Source organism: Leclercia sp. (assembly GCF_036780805.1).
Taxonomy (GTDB): domain Bacteria; phylum Pseudomonadota; class Gammaproteobacteria; order Enterobacterales; family Enterobacteriaceae; genus Enterobacter.
In genome coordinates this window covers 488173-507013 of the sequence record NZ_DAIQCE010000001.1, presented here as the reverse complement: position 1 = coordinate 507013, position 18841 = coordinate 488173, and the positions used below count along the sequence as shown (strand labels likewise).

The 18841-nt window shown below is 57.2% G+C and carries 19 protein-coding genes; 6 read left to right on the top strand and 13 right to left on the bottom strand.

Annotated features, from left to right (window positions below; translation table 11 throughout):
• Nucleotides 1-25 precede the first annotated feature (25 nt).
• From ruvC to aspS, 4 genes are read right to left on the bottom strand one after another with little or no spacing between them, the layout of a single operon-like run.
• A complete protein-coding gene (ruvC, locus tag V7Q49_RS02280; protein WP_333849111.1) occupies nucleotides 26-547 on the bottom strand; it encodes a crossover junction endodeoxyribonuclease RuvC in 522 nt (173 codons plus the stop codon).
• 34 nt (nucleotides 548-581) lie between these two features.
• Nucleotides 582-1322, bottom strand: coding sequence for a YebC/PmpR family DNA-binding transcriptional regulator (locus tag V7Q49_RS02275; protein ID WP_032611949.1), 741 nt, complete (start codon nucleotides 1320-1322; stop codon nucleotides 582-584).
• Nucleotides 1323-1349: 27 nt separating this feature from the next.
• Nucleotides 1350-1793: a dihydroneopterin triphosphate diphosphatase gene (gene nudB, locus V7Q49_RS02270; protein ID WP_333849109.1), complete on the bottom strand. Its 444-nt coding sequence runs from the start codon at nucleotides 1791-1793 to the stop codon at nucleotides 1350-1352.
• Between the two features lies 1 nt (nucleotide 1794).
• Nucleotides 1795-3567, bottom strand: a complete 1773-nt coding sequence (gene aspS, locus V7Q49_RS02265; protein ID WP_333849108.1) for an aspartate--tRNA ligase — start codon at nucleotides 3565-3567, stop codon at nucleotides 1795-1797.
• A 239-nt stretch (nucleotides 3568-3806) separates the two neighbouring features.
• Here aspS and V7Q49_RS02260 point away from each other — a divergent pair, with 239 nt between their 5' ends.
• From V7Q49_RS02260 to cmoB, 5 genes are read left to right on the top strand one after another with little or no spacing between them, the layout of a single operon-like run.
• Nucleotides 3807-4373: a hydrolase gene (locus V7Q49_RS02260; protein WP_333849106.1), complete on the top strand. Its 567-nt coding sequence runs from the start codon at nucleotides 3807-3809 to the stop codon at nucleotides 4371-4373.
• On the top strand, nucleotides 4370-5188 hold the full coding sequence (locus V7Q49_RS02255) for a DUF72 domain-containing protein (protein WP_333849105.1): 819 nt from the start codon (nucleotides 4370-4372) through the stop codon (nucleotides 5186-5188). The genes V7Q49_RS02260 and V7Q49_RS02255 overlap by 4 nt, the downstream gene beginning before the upstream one ends.
• 51 nt (nucleotides 5189-5239) lie before the next feature.
• Nucleotides 5240-5635 (top strand): MAPEG family protein, encoded by a 396-nt coding sequence (locus tag V7Q49_RS02250; RefSeq protein ID WP_333849104.1) that lies wholly within the window; start codon nucleotides 5240-5242, stop codon nucleotides 5633-5635.
• 40 nt (nucleotides 5636-5675) lie between these two features.
• Nucleotides 5676-6416 carry a carboxy-S-adenosyl-L-methionine synthase CmoA gene (cmoA, locus tag V7Q49_RS02245; RefSeq protein WP_333849103.1) on the top strand — a complete coding sequence of 247 codons (741 nt, stop codon included), beginning with the start codon at nucleotides 5676-5678 and terminating at the stop codon, nucleotides 6414-6416.
• Complete coding sequence (cmoB, locus tag V7Q49_RS02240; RefSeq protein WP_333849102.1) at nucleotides 6413-7384, top strand: tRNA 5-methoxyuridine(34)/uridine 5-oxyacetic acid(34) synthase CmoB; 972 nt, start codon at nucleotides 6413-6415, stop codon at nucleotides 7382-7384. Before cmoA ends, cmoB begins: the two co-directional genes overlap by 4 nt.
• A 283-nt stretch (nucleotides 7385-7667) precedes the next feature.
• Here cmoB and cutC read toward each other — a convergent pair whose 3' ends face one another.
• Nucleotides 7668-8411 carry a copper homeostasis protein CutC gene (gene cutC / locus V7Q49_RS02235; RefSeq protein ID WP_333849101.1) on the bottom strand — a complete coding sequence of 248 codons (744 nt, stop codon included), beginning with the start codon at nucleotides 8409-8411 and terminating at the stop codon, nucleotides 7668-7670.
• Between the two features lie 9 nt (nucleotides 8412-8420).
• A complete protein-coding gene (locus tag V7Q49_RS02230) occupies nucleotides 8421-8981 on the bottom strand; it encodes a VOC family protein (RefSeq protein WP_333850470.1) in 561 nt (186 codons plus the stop codon).
• A gap of 174 nt (nucleotides 8982-9155) precedes the next feature.
• On the opposite strand from V7Q49_RS02230, the gene argS reads away from it, so the two are divergent.
• Entirely contained in the window at nucleotides 9156-10889 is a 1734-nt protein-coding gene (argS, locus tag V7Q49_RS02225; RefSeq protein WP_333849100.1) for an arginine--tRNA ligase, read from the top strand.
• Between the two features lie 93 nt (nucleotides 10890-10982).
• On the opposite strand, the gene bglB is transcribed toward argS, so the two are convergent.
• The 7 genes from bglB to flhB form a co-directional block, all read right to left on the bottom strand.
• A complete protein-coding gene (bglB, locus tag V7Q49_RS02220; protein ID WP_333849099.1) occupies nucleotides 10983-12122 on the bottom strand; it encodes a beta-galactosidase BglB in 1140 nt (379 codons plus the stop codon).
• 4 nt (nucleotides 12123-12126) lie between these two features.
• Entirely contained in the window at nucleotides 12127-13710 is a 1584-nt protein-coding gene (locus V7Q49_RS02215; RefSeq protein ID WP_333849098.1) for an MFS transporter, read from the bottom strand.
• A gap of 256 nt (nucleotides 13711-13966) precedes the next feature.
• Complete coding sequence (locus tag V7Q49_RS02210) at nucleotides 13967-14482, bottom strand: DUF805 domain-containing protein (protein ID WP_333849097.1); 516 nt, start codon at nucleotides 14480-14482, stop codon at nucleotides 13967-13969.
• 44 nt (nucleotides 14483-14526) lie between these two features.
• Entirely contained in the window at nucleotides 14527-14958 is a 432-nt protein-coding gene (locus V7Q49_RS02205; RefSeq protein WP_333849096.1) for a hypothetical protein, read from the bottom strand.
• A gap of 218 nt (nucleotides 14959-15176) precedes the next feature.
• Nucleotides 15177-15569: a flagellar protein FlhE gene (gene flhE / locus V7Q49_RS02200; protein ID WP_333849095.1), complete on the bottom strand. Its 393-nt coding sequence runs from the start codon at nucleotides 15567-15569 to the stop codon at nucleotides 15177-15179.
• Between the two features lie 2 nt (nucleotides 15570-15571).
• Nucleotides 15572-17650: a flagellar biosynthesis protein FlhA gene (flhA, locus tag V7Q49_RS02195; protein WP_333849094.1), complete on the bottom strand. Its 2079-nt coding sequence runs from the start codon at nucleotides 17648-17650 to the stop codon at nucleotides 15572-15574.
• Nucleotides 17643-18791, bottom strand: coding sequence for a flagellar biosynthesis protein FlhB (gene flhB / locus V7Q49_RS02190; protein ID WP_333849093.1), 1149 nt, complete (start codon nucleotides 18789-18791; stop codon nucleotides 17643-17645). The genes flhA and flhB overlap by 8 nt, the downstream gene beginning before the upstream one ends.
• Between the last annotated feature and the right edge of the window lie 50 nt (nucleotides 18792-18841).

Here is an 18841-nt window from a genome sequence, read left to right as displayed (position 1 = left end):
ATAAACATCCAGCCTGATTTCACATTTAGCGCAATCGACCGCGCGCCAGATTGAGCCGCGACTCGCTTATTTGCATCGCGTTCTGGCTGACGTGGCAGTGGGTAATGGCGATTGCCAGGGCATCGGCGGCATCCGCCTGCGGATTGGCGGGCAGTTTTAACAGCGTACGCACCATGTGCTGCACCTGGGTTTTATCTGCCCCACCGTTCCCTACTACGGTTTGCTTGACCTGCCGCGCGGCGTATTCAAACACCGGCAGATCCTGATTTACCGCCGCGACAATCGCCACGCCGCGTGCCTGACCGAGCTTCAGCGCCGAGTCGGCATTCTTCGCCATAAATACCTGTTCGATGGCGAAATAGTCCGGCTGGAACTGGGTGATGATCTCCGTCACGCCTGCGTAGATGAGCTTCAGACGCGACGGCAGATCCTCTACTTTGGTGCGGATACACCCGCTGCCAAGGTAGGTCAACTGACGCCCGACCTGGCGGATAACGCCATAACCGGTGATGCGTGAGCCCGGGTCAATACCGAGAATAATCGCCATCACGCCTCTCCGGTTGTCGGTTTACGTTGGGCCATTACAGGGTAGCCGCAACCTCGTCGGAGATTTCACCGTTGTGGTAAACTTCCTGCACATCGTCGCAATCTTCGAGCATGTCGATCAGACGCAGCAGTTTTGGTGCGGTTTCCGCATCCATGTCCGCTTTGGTGGACGGGATCATGGTGACTTCAGCCGCATCGGCTTTCAGGCCCGCCGCTTCCAGCGCATCACGCACCGCGCCCATCTCTTCCCATGCGGTATAGACGTCAATCGCGCCGTCGTCATAGGTCACCACGTCTTCAGCACCGGCTTCCAGCGCCGCTTCCATGATCACGTCTTCGTCGCCTTTCTCGAAGGAGATCACGCCTTTTTTGCTGAACAGGTAGGCCACGGAACCGTCGGTCCCCAGGTTGCCACCGGTTTTGGTGAAAGCGTGACGCACTTCGGCAACGGTACGGTTACGGTTGTCGGACAGGCACTCAATCATTACTGCCGTGCCGCCAGGACCGTAACCTTCATAAATGATGGTTTCCATGTTGGTGTCATCGTCGCCGCCTACGCCACGGGCGATAGCGCGGTTCAGGGTGTCACGCGTCATGTTGTTGCTCAGCGCTTTATCGATCGCCGCACGCAGACGTGGGTTGGAGCCGGCATCGCCGCCGCCCAGACGGGCTGCGGTGACCAGCTCACGAATGATTTTGGTAAAGATCTTACCGCGTTTGGCATCCTGTGCCGCTTTGCGGTGTTTGGTGTTGGCCCACTTACTATGACCTGCCATAGAAATATCCTCAAAAAGCGTGCCTTGTCAGGCAGCGTTAATTACAAATTCTTCAATCGCCTGCCGGTTGCTCCACGACTTGGTTAAGGCTGCGGCCTCGGCCGCATTCACCCAGCGGTAGGTCAGGTGTTCGGTGAACACGATCTCCCGCTCGTGAGGAAGCGCAAGGCAGAACCAGGATTCCGTATTGCGTTCCGTCCCCGGCGCATAGCGATGACGTAAATGGCTAAAAATTTCAAAATCCACCGTGCGCTGACAGTCCTTCAGGGTCAGTTGCTCGCGAGCAACGTCAATGGCGACCTCTTCCTTTACTTCGCGCGCGGCGGCCTGCAGCGCGGTTTCACCCTCTTCCAGGCTGCCGGTAACCGACTGCCAGAACGCGGGATCGTCGCGCCGCTGCAACATCAGCACCCGCTTCGTGTCCTGGGCATAAATGATAACTAAGACAGAAACGGGAAGCTTATATGCCATATCAGTTTTTCTCTTCCTTTTTCACCACTTCGATACCCAGCTCGCTCAGGGAGGTTGGGTTAGCAAAGCTTGGCGCTTCGGTCATCAGACAGGCAGCGGCGGTGGTTTTCGGGAAGGCGATAACGTCACGAATGTTGTCGGTACCGGTCAGCAGCATGGTGAGGCGATCCAGACCAAAGGCCAGGCCTGCGTGCGGAGGGGTACCGTACTTCAGGGCGTCCAGCAGGAAGCCGAACTTCTCGCGCTGTTCCTGCTCGTTAATGCCCAGAATACCGAACACCGTCTGCTGCATTTCACCGCTGTAGATACGTACGGAACCGCCGCCCACTTCGTAGCCGTTGATGACCATATCGTAGGCGTTCGCCACGGCATCTTCCGGTGCCGCTTTCAGTTCTGCCGCGCTCATGTCTTTCGGCGAGGTGAACGGGTGGTGCATCGCGGTCAGGCCGCCTTCGCCGTCGTCTTCGAACATCGGGAAGTCAATCACCCACAGCGGCGCCCATTTGGCTTCGTCGGTCAGGTTCAGATCTTTACCCAGCTTCAGACGCAGCGCGCCCATGGAATCGGCAACCACTTTCTTGTTGTCCGCGCCGAAGAAGATTATGTCCCCGTCCTGGGCTTCAGTGCGCGCCAGAATGGATTCGACGATTTCCGCGTTGAGGAATTTGGCGACCGGGCTGGTGATGCCTTCGATGCCTTTCGCACGCTCGGTGACTTTGATGTAAGCCAGACCCTTCGCGCCATAAATCTTGATAAAGTTACCGTAGTCGTCGATCTGCTTACGGCTCAGAGACGCGCCACCCGGTACGCGCAGGGCAGCCACGCGGCCTTTCGGATCGTTAGCCGGGCCGGAGAAGACCGCGAACTCAACGCCTTTCAGCAGGTCAGCAACGTCCACCAGCTCCATCGGGTTACGCAGGTCTGGTTTGTCGGAGCCGTAGCGACGCTCGGCTTCGGCGAAGGTCATGATCGGGAAATCGCCCAGATCCACGCCCTTCACGTCCAGCCACAGGCTGCGCACCAGCGCTTCCATCACTTCACGCACCTGCTCGGCGGTCATGAAGGAGGTCTCAACGTCGATCTGGGTAAATTCAGGCTGACGGTCAGCACGCAGATCTTCGTCACGGAAGCATTTAACAATCTGATAGTAACGGTCGAAGCCGGACATCATCAGCAGCTGTTTGAACAGCTGAGGAGACTGCGGCAGCGCGTAGAATTTGCCTTTATGCACACGGGATGGCACGAGGTAGTCACGCGCGCCTTCCGGGGTCGCTTTAGTCAGCATCGGGGTTTCGATGTCGAGGAAACCGTGATCGTCCATAAAGCGGCGCACCAGGCTGGTGATTTTCGCACGGGTCTTCAGGCGATCGGCCATTTCAGGACGACGCAGATCGAGGTAGCGATATTTCAGACGCGCTTCTTCGGTATTGACGTGGTTGAAGTCCAGCGGCAGTGATTCTGAACGGTTAATAATGGTCAGATCGGTCGCCAGCACTTCGATTTCGCCGGTCGCCATGTCGCTGTTGATGTTCTTTTCGTCACGCGCACGCACGGTGCCGGTCACCTGGATGCAGAACTCGTTACGCAGCTCTGACGCCAGCTTTAACGCGTCGGCACGATCCGGATCGAAAAATACCTGCACGATGCCTTCGCGGTCGCGCATATCGATAAAGATTAAGCTGCCAAGATCACGACGACGGTTGACCCAACCACACAGGGTCACCTGCTGTCCGACGTGGGACTGACGCAGCTGCCCGCAATATTCTGTACGCATGAGATATCCCTTAACTTAGCCGCAGGCTACAAGGTCGCAGCTTTCTGTATGTCAAACTGGATGAAAAAAGGCGGCTATTATACTGGAAATTCCGCCAGACGATAAGAGAGAAGCACGCCAGACGCGCGATTGCTGCTCGCATCTTGCATATTCTCACAAAAATTAACAAAAATATCAGACCCACAACATGCCTTGACGCGTAAGGTATTCTGGACGCTAACTCTTTTACAGGAAAAACCATGTTTACACTCGACGCTGCCCGTACCGCCCTCGTGGTCATTGATTTACAGGAAGGGATCCTGCCCTTCGCCGGTGGCCCGCATTCGGCGCAGGACGTGGTCAGCCGCAGCGCGCGCCTGGCGGAAAAATGCCGCGAAAGCGGTTCTCCGGTCGTGATGGTGCGTGTGGGCTGGTCTGCCGACTTTGCCGAGGCGCTGAAGCAGCCGGTTGATGCCCAGGGCGCGGCCCATGCCCTGCCGGACAACTGGTGGACGTATCCCGAGTCACTCGGCAAGCGCGACAGCGATATCGAAGTGACCAAACGTCAGTGGGGCGCCTTCTACGGCACCGATCTGGAGCTGCAGCTGCGCCGTCGCGGCATTGATACTATTATTCTGTGTGGGATCGCCACCAACATTGGCGTGGAATCCACCGCGCGCAACGCCTGGGAAATGGGCTTTAACCTGGTGATCGCCGAAGACGCCTGCAGCACGGCCACCGCCGAACAGCACCAGGCCAGCGTGACCCATATCTTCCCGCGCATCAGCCGGGTGCGCAGCACCGACGAGATTATCAACGCACTATGATCTATCTGGGTTTACCCCAATGGTCGCACCCGAAATGGGTGCGGCTGGGCATTACCGGTCTTGAAGAGTACGCCCGCCACTTTAACTGTGTGGAGGGCAACACCACGCTGTACGCCCTGCCAAAGGCCGAAGTGGTGGCGCGCTGGCGGGAGCAGACCAGCGACGACTTTCGCTTCTGCTTTAAATTCCCGGCCACCATCTCCCATCAGGCCGCGCTGCGCAACTGCGACGATTTAACCGAAGAGTTTTTCACCCGCCTGTCACCGCTGGCCAACCGCATCGGCCAGTACTGGGTGCAGCTCCCCGCGACCTTTGGTCCCCGGGATCTGCCCGCGCTGTGGCAGTTTCTCGACGCCCTGCCCCGGGAATTTACCTACGGCGTTGAAGTCCGTCACCCCGAGTTCTTTATGAAAGGTGACGCGGAGAAAGCGCTCAATCGCGGTCTGCACGAGCGCGGCGTTAATCGTACGATCCTCGACAGCCGTCCGGTGCACGCCGCTGTGCCGCACAACGAGGCCGTTATCGAGGCCCAGCGCAAAAAACCGAAGGTGCCGGTGCATGCGGTGATGACCGCCAGCAATCCGATGGTGCGCTTTATCGGCAGCGACAATATGCCGCAAAACCAGGCGCTGTTTGCCGTCTGGCTGCAGACCCTGGCGAAGTGGGAGCAGACCGCCACGCCCTATCTTTTTCTGCATACTCCCGATATTGCCCAGGCGCCTGAACTGGTCGATGCTCTCTGGCAAGCCTTGCTGGACGTGGCTCCGTCCATTGGCGACGCCCCCACCATTCCGCAGCAATCTTCTCTTTTCTGATCCCAGCCCCTATCATATAAAGTGCCATCTGCCAAAAAACAGGGAGTTTGTATGGTCTGCGCGCTGTATGCGGTGCTGGGTGCGTTACTGTTAATTAAGTTTTCGTTCGATGTTGCGCGCCTGCGGTTGTTGTACCGCGTCTCTTATGGCGACGGGGGGTTTTCGGAGCTGCAAACCGCGATCCGTATTCATGGCAATGCGGTGGAGTACATTCCGACGGCGCTGATCCTGCTGCTGTTTATGGAAATGAACGGCGCCGAGACCTGGATGGTGCATGTCTGCGGCCTGCTGCTGATTCTTGGGCGCCTGATGCATTACTATGGCCTCCATCAGCGTCTGTTTCGCTGGCGTCGCTCCGGCATGAGCGCCACCTGGTGTTCCCTTGTGCTAATGGTGCTGGCTAACCTGTGGTATGTGCCGTGGGAGTTGGTTTTCTCATTGCATTAGCGCACAATACGCCCCTTTATTTTTCCCGGATTTTTACGTTATGTCAGATCGCGACACGCTTTTTTCTGCGCCTATCGCCAGTCTGGGCGACTGGACCTTCGATGAACGGGTAGCTGAAGTCTTCCCGGATATGATCCAGCGCTCGGTCCCCGGCTATTCCAATATCATCTCCATGATCGGCATGCTGGCGGAACGTTTTGTTCAGCCCGACACGCAGGTCTACGATCTGGGATGTTCACTGGGCGCGGCCACGCTGTCGGTTCGTCGTAACATCAAACACGACGGCTGCAATATCATCGCCGTCGACAACTCACCGGCCATGGTTGAACGCTGCCGCCGCCATATCGACGCCTGGAAAGCGCCCACGCCGGTTGAGGTGGTCGAAGGCGATATCCGCCATATCGAGATTAAAAACGCCTCGATGGTGGTGCTGAATTTTACCCTGCAATTCCTCGAGCCCGACGATCGTCAGCTGCTGCTGGATAAGATTTATCAGGGCCTGAACCCTGGCGGCGCGCTGGTGCTGTCGGAGAAGTTTAGCTTCGAAGATGCCACCGTCGGCGAGCTGCTGTTCAACATGCACCACGATTTCAAACGGGCTAACGGCTACAGCGAGCTGGAGATCAGCCAGAAGCGCAGCATGCTGGAGAACGTGATGCTGACCGACTCGGTCGAAGCCCACAAAGCCCGCCTGCACAAGGCCGGATTCGAGCATAGCGAGCTGTGGTTCCAGTGCTTTAACTTTGGCTCTCTGGTGGCGCTTAAAGGCGGTGAGGCATGATCGATTTCGGTAACTTTTATCAGCTGATTGCTAAAAATCACCTGTCGCACTGGCTGGAAACCCTGCCAGCACAGATCGCCGCCTGGCAGCGCGAGTCCCTGCACGGCCAGTTTAAGCAGTGGAGCAACGCAGTCGAGTTTCTGCCGGAGATGACTCCGTACAAACTGGATCTGCTGCACAGCGTCACCGCTGAAAGCGAAGCGCCGCTGAGCGAAGGCCAGATGGTGCGTCTCGACAAGCTGATGCGTAATCTGATGCCGTGGCGTAAAGGGCCATTCTCCCTGTACGGCATGAATATCGATACCGAATGGCATTCGGACTGGAAATGGGATCGCGTATTACCGCACCTCTCCGATTTAACCGGACGCACCATTCTGGATGTCGGCTGCGGCAGCGGCTATCACCTGTGGCGCATGATCGGCGCAGGTGCCCATCTGGCGGTCGGGATTGATCCGATGCAGCTGTTCCTGTGCCAGTTCGAAGCGGTACGTAAACTGCTGGGCAACGATCAGCGCGCGCACCTGCTGCCGCTGGGCATCGAGCAACTTCCGGTGCTGGCGGCGTTTGATACCGTCTTCTCAATGGGCGTGCTCTACCACCGTCGTTCCCCGCTGGAACACCTCTGGCAGCTGAAAGATCAGCTGGTCAGCGGCGGTGAGCTGGTGCTGGAGACGCTGGTGATTGAAGGCGATGAAAATGCGGTGCTGGTTCCGGGCGATCGTTATGCCCAGATGCGTAACGTCTACTTTATCCCGTCGGCGCTGGCGCTGAAAAACTGGCTGGCGAAGTGCGGTTTTGTTGATATCCGTATCGCGGACGTTTGCGTCACTACCACCGAAGAGCAGCGCCGCACCGAGTGGATGACCACCGAATCGCTGGCGGAATTCCTCGACCCGAACGATCGGACTAAAACCATTGAAGGTTATCCGGCACCGGTACGTGCGGTGTTGATTGCCACCAAGCCGTAAAATTGCTCTCATCCAGGCCCGAAGGGATCGTCATAAATTAAAGCTTTGCACAATTTACTCCCTCTCCCTTGAGGGAGAGGGCTGGGGTGAGGGGGAACATGCGACTGAGATGGTTGTTCCGTTAACTTTACGTTCCGTACTTCTCTGTTAGCCGCGTCACCCGTGAACGTGCGAAGGGGGCTCGCCGCCAAACAACAGACAAAAAAAGACCCCTGTTGAAATTGCAGGGGCCTGGTACAAACAAGCATCATATTGGGCGACATGATGCGCGGTAAAAACTGTTCTAGCGACAATACCTGTCGATTATCGCCTTCATTTCTGCAACCGACTCGCCGTCCACGCCATAGCGGGAATATTCATCCGCCTCGGCATCCGTCGACATCGACAAGCCTGTGTTGCGATAGCGCATGGGTGACGGCAACCCTCTGCCTGCCGAGCTGTGAAGCTCTTCAACCCCTGCCTGTAAAAAGGTTTCCAGGTTAGCGGCGCGAACGCCAGCACCTGCCATTATTATTGGAACACCTGATTGTGCTTTTAGTTCCTTAATTAATGAAATACCTTTTTCGGCGGAGGATTGCTGGCCGGAAGTGAGCACGCGCGCCACCCCCAGTTCCGCCAGATTTTCAAAGGCTTGCTGTGGATTTACGCACATATCGAAGGCGCGATGAAAAGTTACCGCCATCCCCTGTGCGGCGGCCATAATCTGGCGCATTCGCGGCATGTCAATATGACCATCCTCATCCAGCAGGCCCGTTACCAGTCCCGGGAAACCCAGCTGCTTCACGAGAGCGATATCTTCCAGCATGGCGTTAAATTCGCCCGTGCTGTAGCAAAAATCCCCGCCGCGCGGGCGAATAATCGGGTGTACCGGGAGGGTCACTGCCTGACGCACCGATTTCAGTACGCCATAGGACGGGGTCAGTCCACCCTCTTTCGGGGCTGCACAGAGCTCAATGCGGTCGGCACCACGCGCCTGCGCGGTCACGGCACACTCCATGCTGTAACAACAGATCTCAAGCAATGCCATAAAATCTCCTTATTCTTCGCTGGCGACGATTTGCTCGATGGTCCACGGATGAAATTTCACCGTCACGCTGCCGTCGGTGACCGCCAGAGTTGGATTGGGCAGGCGTTCGCGCTCCCCTTTTGGCGAGCTGGTTTTGACAAAGATCCCGGGCTGGCTCAAGCCCTCGTCTGACAGCAGCGCCAGGGCGCGAGCATTCAGGGTTTCGGGGTCGCCAGGCAGCACGATTTCGATGTGCTCCCAGCCTTCGTGGGGATAGCGTTTTTCACCCGGCCACGGCAGCTCGACAACGTCAAAGCGCCAGTGGGCGACGCTGACCGGCTCGTGCAGCCTAAACAGGCAGATCGGACGGCCATTGATGATGTTTTCCGAGAGCAGCTCGCCGCACTGCTCAAACCCGCGCCGCCAGCGATCGGCGGTGGCGTTCTGATGGCAGCGCAGGGAGATATGGTCCGCCGCAAGCGGAGCGATATCGAGCCCCAGGCGTTCGGCAAGCGCCGTAAAGGCCGCGGTGAAACGCGGTAAATCCGCTGCAATGTCCTGCAGCGCGTCAACAGATTGCCAGTTCGCCATCATTGATACTCTTATCGTCATGCAAAAGCGTTAATTTACTCTGTTGCCGTCCTGCGACCAACCGATGATTTGAGCCAGTGCTGACGGCAACGGGCAATTGCAGTATACTCCCGGCCTAATTTCTTTAACTGACGCGACAGCATAATAGTTGCGTCAAAAATGTAAGGTATCCCGGTGAATATTCAGGCTCTTCTCTCAGAAAAAGTCAGCCAGGCACTGATTGCTGCAGGCGCACCTGCTGACTGTGAACCGCAGGTTCGTCAGTCCGCGAAAGTACAGTTTGGCGACTATCAGGCCAATGGCGTGATGGCAGTGGCTAAAAAACTGGGCATGGCGCCGCGACAACTCGCAGAGCAGGTCCTGACGCATCTGGATCTCCAGGGTATCGCCAGCAAAACCGAAATCGCCGGGCCGGGCTTTATCAATATCTTCCTCGACCCTGCCTTCCTGGCGCAAAACGTGGATGCGGCGCTGAAATCAGACCGTCTGGGCGTGGCGCAGCCACAGGCGCAAACTATCGTCGTCGACTATTCCGCCCCTAACGTGGCGAAAGAGATGCACGTCGGCCACCTGCGCTCCACCATCATTGGTGATGCCTCCGTGCGTACCCTTGAGTTCCTCGGTCACAACGTGATCCGTGCGAACCACGTCGGCGACTGGGGCACCCAATTCGGCATGCTGATCGCCTGGCTGGAAAAACAGCAGCAGGATAACGCCGGTGAGATGGCGCTGGCAGACCTCGAAGGCTTCTACCGCGACGCGAAAAAGCACTACGACGAAGACGAAGCCTTTGCCGAGCGCGCGCGTAGCTACGTGGTGAAACTGCAGGGCGGCGACGAGTATTTCCGTCAGATGTGGCGTCAGCTGGTGGACATTACCATGTCCCAGAATCAGCTCACCTACGATCGTCTGAACGTGACTCTGACCCGTAAAGATGTGATGGGCGAGAGCCTGTACAACCCGATGCTGGCCGGTATCGTGGCCGACCTGAAAGCCAAAGGGCTGGCGGTCGAGAGCGAAGGCGCAACGGTGGTCTTCCTTGATGAGTACAAAAACAAGGAAGGCGAACCGATGGGCGTCATCATCCAGAAAAAGGATGGCGGCTACCTCTACACCACTACCGATATCGCCTGCGCCAAGTATCGTTATGAAACGCTGCATGCGGATCGCGTCCTCTATTACATCGACTCCCGTCAGCACCAGCACCTGATGCAGGCGTGGACCATCGTGCGTAAAGCGGGCTATGTACCGGATTCCGTGCCGCTGGAACACCACATGTTCGGCATGATGCTGGGCAAAGACGGCAAGCCGTTCAAAACCCGTGCCGGCGGTACCGTGAAGCTGGCGGATCTGCTGGACGAGGCGCTGGAGCGTGCCCGTCGTCTGGTGGCCGAGAAAAACCCGGACATGCCTGCGGACGAGCTGGAAAAACTGGCCAACGCCGTCGGCATCGGTGCGGTGAAGTACGCGGATCTCTCCAAGAACCGCACCACCGACTACGTGTTCGACTGGGATAACATGCTGGCCTTTGAAGGCAACACCGCGCCGTATATGCAGTATGCCTATACCCGCGTGCTCTCCGTCTTCCGTAAGGCAGAGATCGACGAAAGCGTGCTGGCCCAGGCGCAGGTCATCATCAGCGAAGATCGCGAAGCACAGCTGGCGGCACGCCTGCTGCAGTTCGAAGAGACGCTGTCCGTGGTGGCCCGCGACGGTACGCCGCACGTGATGTGTGCCTACCTGTACGATCTGGCTGGCCTGTTCTCCGGCTTCTACGAGCACTGCCCTATTCTCTCGGCCGAGAGTGAAGCAGTACGCAACAGCCGCCTGAAGCTGGCGCAGCTGACGGCGAAGACCCTGAAGCTGGGTCTGGATACCCTGGGTATCGAAACCGTAGAACGTATGTAATCAGATTTGTTGGTTTGGTAGCCCCGGTAAGCGAAGCGCCATCAGGCCGACAATAACGAATAAAAAACCCGGCATTTGCCGGGTTTTTTATTATCAGAAGTATTTGCGCAGATACTCCGTCAGACACAAAATCGCCATTGCCTGACCATACGGCATCGACGTTAAGGGGATCTGGCGATAGAACGCCAGATCGCTGCCCATCCCGGTCCCAAACGAGGTTTGCAGCAGTTCGCCTTCCGGGGAGATGTTTTGCACGATCCCGCGAATGGCTTTCTCGGCCACGTCCGCATACTCCGCCGCCACATAACGCTTGCGCACCGCCTTCAGGATCCCGTAGCTGAACCCGGCGGTAGCAGAGGCTTCCAGATAGGAGGTCGGATCGTCGAGCAGCGTATGCCACAGGCCGCTCTCGTCCTGACACTTCGCCAGGGCGGCGATCTGCGCATTCAGCACCTGCACCAGATACCGGCGCACGGCGTTGTTTTCCGGCAGATCCACCAGCTCGAGGAAATCAGGAATCACGATTGTCAGCCAGCTGTTGCCGCGCGCCCAGCGGGCGTTGGCAAAGTTGTGCTGACCGTCGTAACTCCAGCCGTGGAACCACAGCCCGGTTTCGCGATCCATCAGGTTCTGCACATGCAGCAGGAACTGATAAACCGCCTCTTCCACGTATTCGGGCTTATTGAGCAGCTTGCCAATCTTCGCCAGCGGCAGGACGGTCATCATCAGAGTGTCATCCCACATCTGCTGATGGTTCTCTTCCGCCAGGGTGATGTGCTGCATACCGCCGTGATCGGTGCGCGGCATCTCAACCATCGCCCACTCGGCCCAGCTCTCCAGCCACGGCAGCCATGCCGGGTTACGCGTCTCTTCATAGCGGTACGCGAGGGTCAAAAACGGCGACATGGTGTTGACGTTTTTGGTGGTGGCCCCTTCGGCAAAACGCTCGGCAAACCAGCTGTCGATGATATCGCGCATCCCTTCATCTCCGGTCTGGCAGTAATACTGCCAGATACCGTAGAGACCGACCCCGTGGGTCCACTCCCAGCCCGCCCAGCCTTTGGTGTCGATCACCCGCCCGTCGTCCAGCCGCAGTAAAAACTCGCCGGTTTTATCGTGAATGTTCACCAGGTTATGCGTCACTTTCTGGATCAGCGCTTTCAGTTCATCTCTGGCGATAAAACGCTCTGGCTGACGCAGTAACGGACTATGTTTGACAGGCCAAACCTTCATAATCTTAACCTCTGTTGTATGTCGAATTCAGTGGAGCACGTTCTTTCAGGGACGGTGCAGCAGGTTTATTGCGATTCAGATAGCCGATGTTGTTGTTACCCCACAGGCAGTCGTAGGGCATACCCGCCAGCATTTCGACCGTGGCGCGGGCCTGCGGCGTGGCGGCCTCCGGCATCGCGCGGCCGGATTCACGCATTTTGGCCGTCTCTTCACGCAGCGTACTGTGCGTTTGTAAGTTCAGCTTAAAGCGCAGTGACACCAGGAAGCCGCAGCAGAGAACCAGAATGGTACCTACGCTCAGGATCATCAGAATGGTGTGGCTTACCCCTTCCGGCTGCACTTTCTGACCGCTGACAAAGCCGGACATCTGCATGACGATCCCCACCAGCATGATGGCTCCTGCCTGGGATGCTTTACGGGTCAGGGTCATGATGCCAGCGAAGATCCCCTCGCGACGCTGACCGGTGATGACTTCATCCACGTCAGCGATATAGGTGTAGGTGTTCCACGGCACATAGTTGATCCCGCCGCGACCCAGACCCGCCAGCGCAGAAACCAGCAGCAGCAGCGCGTAAATGTCGCTCATACCGGCGTAATAGAGACCGGCATAGGACATGGACGCCAGACCAAACAACACCACCACCATGCGGTACGACGGCGCAGGTCCAAAGCGGATGCACAGCGGGATCATGGCAATCACGGCCAGGAACTGGAAGATGGCCATGGTGCCCAGCAGGTTAGAGGCCATGGAGGCTTCCTGCATCAGCACAAAGACCACGTAGTAGGTAAAGACGGCGTTGAACACGTCCTGCGCGATATAGCCCCCGAGATACATCCCCAGGTGCTGACGGAAAATTTTAATCCGCAGGGTGGAGCTCAGCTCAACGAACAGACGGTTCAGGCTCTGCCCTAGAGTCAGTTTTTTCTTCTCTTCTTCGGCACGCAGCGCGGCCTCGGTCCACTCTTCACGCGGACGCTCCCAGGTAAAGAACCAGACGAAAGTCAGCATCAGGGCGCACAGCACCGAGAACACCAGGCTGGCATAGAAGAAGGAGACGGCGTTGTCTTTACCGAAGTGGGTGAGCAGAATACCCGGCAGGAATGAGGCCAGAATCGCCGACATCTGCGCCATGGAGATACGCGCGCCGGAGAATTTGGTTTTCTGTTTGAAGTCGTCGGTCATCTCCGGTACCAGCGTTTCGTACGGGACCAGGATCATGGTGTAGACGATATCAAAGATCAGATAGGTCAGCAGGTAGTACCAGAATCCCATATCCCCGACCCACATTAGCGAGTAGCTGAAGACGCACGGGATGCCGAGCAGGATAAAGAACTTCCGACGACCAAAGCGTTTGCCCAGCCAGGTGGTACCAAAGTTATCGGTCAGGAAGCCCATCAAAGGACTGACGACGGCATCCAGAACCCTTGCCGCAGCGAAGATGAAGGTAGCCTCAATCGGAGAGAGGCCGCAGAACGTGGTATAAAAATATAGCAGCCAGGCGGCAGTCAGCGCTGTGGTTCCCGCCCCGAGAAAATCGCCCGACCCGTAAGCCAGATAGTTTGCGAGTCCAATTTTACGTGTTTTCATTATCGTCGACCCTGTAAGTTTCAGATGACTCCCGGTGAGCCCGGAGGGAACGGGAGTGTCTACAGGGTTACAGTAAAAGTATCCCTACGCGGATACCTTTCTGTTTCTGCCACTGCCTGGCGGCATCTGGCAAAAACGCAAAGAGATTTACTACTCGCGTCACTCTTTTATAAAACAGTGTTTTGTTTGCTTCAAAAGGCAGGGTCAATTATGCGAGCCAGTCATCAGAATGGGCTGATGACTGGCGAAAAAGCGCTCAGTCGACGTTCTCTGCCGCCGCGTTTGACGACATACAGCATAGCCAGAGCAGATAAAGCGCTGCTAATGAACTGAGTATGTTACTGACGATCTTCATCACCTGCTGTGCATGACTTTCATCGACCAGGATAAGCATAACCTGATGAATACCGGTCAGAATAAGCGGCAGGATCAGCAGGTTTATCAGCAGCGCTCCGCCAAACCACCAGCCTGATTTTCCGGCATCGTGCATTCTGCGGATGCCCAGCGAGACGATCGGCACAAGAAATATTACCGGTGCCAGCGCACTGAGTGGAAGCCAGACATACCAGGCCCAGACCAGCATCATCCCGCCCCGACTGGTATGGTCGGCAACTGAAACGACCAGAAGGAAATAGCTCAGCACCGCAATGAACAGAACAATTAATATATTCATTATTATGAATAACCAAAACTCTTTTCGCGTCGCTCGCCCCCTGTACACAAACATCTTTTTCCAGCCGTCAAAATAACAATCCTTAATGTCTTTATTCATATGTTCATCCTTTTACAATCCCTATCCCTGACGTTATTAGAGAATCAATTATTGAATTTTCTTGCGAGTAGCAATGAACAGACCTTCAGTATCTCTGACGTTAGCAATAAAACGAGTGCCAACGCTATCCCTCCTGAATTAATGCCTTTCAGGATCCAGGGCAAAAAAGAGAGTGAGGGCACAACCAACAGCAAGCGCAAGGGGGTTTGCGCGGCCACCAGATAGCCGACCTTATCCCATGCGATAAGGAGTAACACCGCTGAAAAAGCAATGGAAAGGGTTGTTATCATTGACAGGATAAATATTAAAATAAGCCAGTAGCCGCCTCCCTGTTCTGTGTAAAGCTGATTAAAATTGAAAATATCATCAATTAAAGGAATACGACCCTCGGCAATACTTTGCCAGACATAGGCTGCCAGATATAAAACATCCATGACGCCCCAGAACATACACGTGTGTCGAAAGCTCAATTTCATACCTGCTTCCTTTCCCTAATTGCGATCCATCATTGACATATATATCACAGTACCTCATCACGTAGCGTATATCCTCTGGAGGGCGACATCCAGTGATATTCTCTAAATAAGCATCGCGAGGGGAAGTTTAATACGGCAAAAATAGCAGTAAGGAAAATAACAAAGCCTGATAAATAACCATGCCGTTCAGCTCGGACGAACTGAACGGCATTGGGCGTTTAGCGGTAGTTAACGATGACTTCGTTACGCTGTACCTTCAGAGCGGGGATCAGACGCCCACCACCGGGCACTTCCCAGATAAAGCGCAGCGGCTCGGCGGCAGGGACATTGTTGAAGGCCTGGGTGCTGCCGCTGGCGCCGTCCAGTTCGGTGCAGCGCGCCTGGGAGCATAGCCGTACCCGCAGCCCGGCCGGGATCGGGCCGTTCAGCTCGTAGCGCCAGACCACCAGGGTCATCAGGCCGGATACCGGCTGCTTCGCAGAGAGCGGGCGGGACGAGGCTGCCACGCCGCGGTTGTTGAGGGTCAGGCCGATACTGCTGTCCTGCCATGCCCCCTCGCCTGCGGCCTGGGCCATCATTGGCAGGGCCAGTAACCAGAGTAATTTACGCATCGTTATTGGCCTCCAATGCTGGCGGTCATGCGGATGTGGCGATTGTCCGACAGCTCCATATTCGACAGAACCACCAGCTGCGTCAGGCTGCGACGCAGGAAGCGTGACAGCAGCGGACGCAGCGCGTGGTTGACCAGCAGCACCGGCGGCGCGCCGAGCATCTCCTGACGCTGCAACGCCTCCTGGGTTTGCGCCAGCAGACGATCCGCCAGCCCCGGCTCCAGCCCGCCACCGCCCTGCAGCGCCTGCAGCAGCAGACGTTCAAGCGGCGTGTCGAGCCCAATCACCTGCACTTCGCCGTTGCCCGGGAACCACTGCTGGGTGATGGCGCGGCCCAGTGCCACACGTACCACCGCCGTCAGCTCGTGTGGATCGTTTTGCAGCGGCGCATGCTCGGCCAGGGTTTCCAGGATGGTACGCATATCGCGGATCGGCACTTTCTCGTCGAGCAGGTTCTGCAGCACCTTGTGCAGCGTGGTCAGGGTCAGGACACCCGGCACCAGATCTTCGGTGAGCTTCGGCATCTCCTGGGTCACGCGATCGAGCAGCTGCTGCGCCTCCTGGCGACCAAACAGCTCCGCCGAGAACTGGCCAATAATATGGTTGAGGTGGGTGGCGACCACGGTACTGGCTTCCACCACGGTATATCCCTGGATCTGCGCCTGCTCTTTCAGGGCGCTTTCGATCCAGATTGCCGCCAGGCCAAAGGCCGGGTCGGTCGTTTGTTCACCCGGCAGCGTACCCGCTGCGGTGCCCGGATTAATCGCCAGCCAGCGCCCCGGATAGGCGTCACCGCTGCCAATCTCCACCCCTTTCATCAGGATGCGATAGCGCGCAGGCGGCAGATCCATATTGTCACGGATATGCACCACCGGCGGCAGGAAGCCCATGTCCTGGGCGAATTTTTTACGGATACTGCGGATACGCCCCAGCAGTTCGCCGTCCTGTTGGGCATCGACCATCGGGATCAGGCGATAGCCCACTTCCATCCCCAGGGAATCTTCCAGCTGAACGTCATTCCAGGTGGCTTCCACCGCCTGGGTGTTTTCCGGCATTTTAATCGGTGCAGGCTCGGCCTTCGGTTTAGTTTCGCGCCCGCGCAGCCACCAGGCCAGCCCCAGCAGCGCAGCGGTAAACAGCAGGAAGACGAAGTTCGGCATGCCCGGGACCAGGCCCAGCAGCCCCAAGACCGCCGCAGAGAGCATCAGCACGTTCGGGTTGGTGAACAGCTGGCTCACCATCTGTTCACCGACGTCCTGATCGGTGGCGACGCGGGTCACGATCACACCGGCTGCGGTGGAGATCACCAGCGCCGGGATCTGGGCGACCAGACCGTCACCGATGGTCAGCAGGGTATAGCTCTCTGCCGCATGGCCCATGTCCATCCCGTGTTGCAGCACCCCGACCAGCAGGCCGCCCACCACGTTGATCACCATGATCAGAATACCGGCGATGGCATCGCCGCGAACAAACTTACTCGCACCGTCCATCGAGCCGTAGAAGTCGGCCTCCTGGGTCACTTCTGCACGGCGTTTTTTCGCTTCATCTTCGCCAATCAGACCGGCGTTGAGATCGGCGTCAATCGCCATCTGTTTGCCCGGCATCCCGTCCAGTACGAAACGCGCGCCCACTTCGGCGATACGTCCCGCACCTTTGGTGATAACCATAAAGTTGATGATCACGAGGATGATAAACACCACGATACCGATGGCGAAGTTGCCGCCCACCAGGAAGTGGCCGAAGGCCTCAACGACCTTACCCGCCGCCGCACCCCCGGTATGACCATCCATCAGGATAATACGGGTGGAGGCCACGTTCAGCGCCAGGCGCAACAGCGTGGTAAACAGCAGAATGGTCGGGAACGCGGCGAACTCGAGGGTACGCTGGGTGAACATCGCCACCAGCAGCACCATGATCGAGAGCGCAATGTTAAAGGTAAAAAGCAGATCGAGGATGAATGCCGGGAGCGGCAATACCATCATCGACAGAATGAGCAGAATGAGGATCGGCCCGGCCATGATCTGCCATTGGGTCGATTTCAGGTTGCTTGGCAAGCGCAACATTGCCACCAGATTAGCCATCAGAGTCCTTCTCGTTCATAAAATCCAGCGCTGCAGGCACCGGGAGATTCTCAGGTTTCACAGGCCGTTGACCACCGGCCAGACGCCAGCGCTTCAACTGCCACACCCACGCCAGCACTTCCGCCACAGCGGCATACAGCTGGCCTGGGATTTGTTGTCCAATTTCCGCATGGCGATAGAGCGCACGCGCCAACGGCGGGGCCTCCAGCATCGGAATACGGTTTTCATTACCAATTTCGCGGATCCGCAGGGCAATCAGCCCTGCCCCTTTCGCCACCACCTTCGGCGCGCTCATTTTGTCTTCGTCATACTGCAGCGCAACGGAGTAATGGGTCGGGTTGGTGACGATCACGTCCGCTCTCGGCACATCTTCCATCATCCGGCGACGGGCGGCGGCGCGCTGCATCTGGCGGATACGCCCTTTGACGTGCGGGTCGCCTTCCATCTGCTTATGTTCATCGCGAAGGTCCTGCTTAGACATGCGCAGTTTTTTGATGTGGCTGTAGATCTGGAAGAAGACGTCAAACCCCACCATCGGGATAATGCCCAGCACCACCAGCAGCGAACAGAGCCCCACCAGGTTGAGCGCATTGCGCATCGCGGTGAAGGGGGATTCGCTGATCAGGCGCATCATCTCCGGCCAGTTGTGCCAGATAAAAAAGCCGGCCACGCTGCCCATCAGCGTGGCTTTCATCAAGGCTTTCAGCAGTTCAGCGGCGGTCTGCGCGGAGAACATCCGGGCGATCCCGGGCAGCGGGTTGAGTTTGGAAAATTTAAACTGCAGCGACTTACCGCTAAACACCAGCCCGCCCAGCATGATCGGCGACACGATCGCCACCAGCACCACGCCGGCGATCAGCGGCAGCAGCGCAACCATCGCGCTTTTGATCAGCAGGATAATCTGGCTGAGGATCAGGTTCGGGTCGTTAACCATGCTGTGGTCGAAGCGCAACCCCGCCGAGAGCATACCGGCTAGCCTGCGGGCAAGGGACTCCCCACCGATCCAGATAATGCACACCCCTACTAATAAAATCAGCAGGGAGGTGAGTTCCTTGGATCGGGGTATCTGCCCTTCCTCACGCGCTTTTTCAAGTCGGTGGGGTGTGGGGGCTTCTGTTTTGTCGTCGCTGTCTTCTGCCACGGCAAGCATCTCGCAGGTAGAGGTCTGGACGATATGATGCCAAAGCCGCG

What these genes read in the sequence shown, in the direction of transcription:
- V7Q49_RS02215 (WP_333849098.1), bottom strand. Translation starts at nt 13,710, where the DNA reads ATGAAAACACGTAAAATTGGACTCGCAAACTATCTGGCTTACGGGTCG.
- V7Q49_RS02275 (WP_032611949.1), bottom strand. Translation starts at nt 1,322, where the DNA reads ATGGCAGGTCATAGTAAGTGGGCCAACACCAAACACCGCAAAGCGGCA.
- nudB (WP_333849109.1), bottom strand. Translation starts at nt 1,793, where the DNA reads ATGGCATATAAGCTTCCCGTTTCTGTCTTAGTTATCATTTATGCCCAG.
- V7Q49_RS02230 (WP_333850470.1), bottom strand. Translation starts at nt 8,981, where the DNA reads ATGGCGAACTGGCAATCTGTTGACGCGCTGCAGGACATTGCAGCGGAT.
- V7Q49_RS02260 (WP_333849106.1), top strand. Translation starts at nt 3,807, where the DNA reads ATGTTTACACTCGACGCTGCCCGTACCGCCCTCGTGGTCATTGATTTA.
- flhA (WP_333849094.1), bottom strand. Translation starts at nt 17,650, where the DNA reads ATGGCTAATCTGGTGGCAATGTTGCGCTTGCCAAGCAACCTGAAATCG.
- V7Q49_RS02250 (WP_333849104.1), top strand. Translation starts at nt 5,240, where the DNA reads ATGGTCTGCGCGCTGTATGCGGTGCTGGGTGCGTTACTGTTAATTAAG.
- V7Q49_RS02205 (WP_333849096.1), bottom strand. Translation starts at nt 14,958, where the DNA reads ATGAAATTGAGCTTTCGACACACGTGTATGTTCTGGGGCGTCATGGAT.
- cutC (WP_333849101.1), bottom strand. Translation starts at nt 8,411, where the DNA reads ATGGCATTGCTTGAGATCTGTTGTTACAGCATGGAGTGTGCCGTGACC.
- aspS (WP_333849108.1), bottom strand. Translation starts at nt 3,567, where the DNA reads ATGCGTACAGAATATTGCGGGCAGCTGCGTCAGTCCCACGTCGGACAG.
- cmoA (WP_333849103.1), top strand. Translation starts at nt 5,676, where the DNA reads ATGTCAGATCGCGACACGCTTTTTTCTGCGCCTATCGCCAGTCTGGGC.
- flhE (WP_333849095.1), bottom strand. Translation starts at nt 15,569, where the DNA reads ATGCGTAAATTACTCTGGTTACTGGCCCTGCCAATGATGGCCCAGGCC.
- V7Q49_RS02255 (WP_333849105.1), top strand. Translation starts at nt 4,370, where the DNA reads ATGATCTATCTGGGTTTACCCCAATGGTCGCACCCGAAATGGGTGCGG.
- bglB (WP_333849099.1), bottom strand. Translation starts at nt 12,122, where the DNA reads ATGAAGGTTTGGCCTGTCAAACATAGTCCGTTACTGCGTCAGCCAGAG.
- cmoB (WP_333849102.1), top strand. Translation starts at nt 6,413, where the DNA reads ATGATCGATTTCGGTAACTTTTATCAGCTGATTGCTAAAAATCACCTG.
- ruvC (WP_333849111.1), bottom strand. Translation starts at nt 547, where the DNA reads ATGGCGATTATTCTCGGTATTGACCCGGGCTCACGCATCACCGGTTAT.
- V7Q49_RS02210 (WP_333849097.1), bottom strand. Translation starts at nt 14,482, where the DNA reads ATGAATAAAGACATTAAGGATTGTTATTTTGACGGCTGGAAAAAGATG.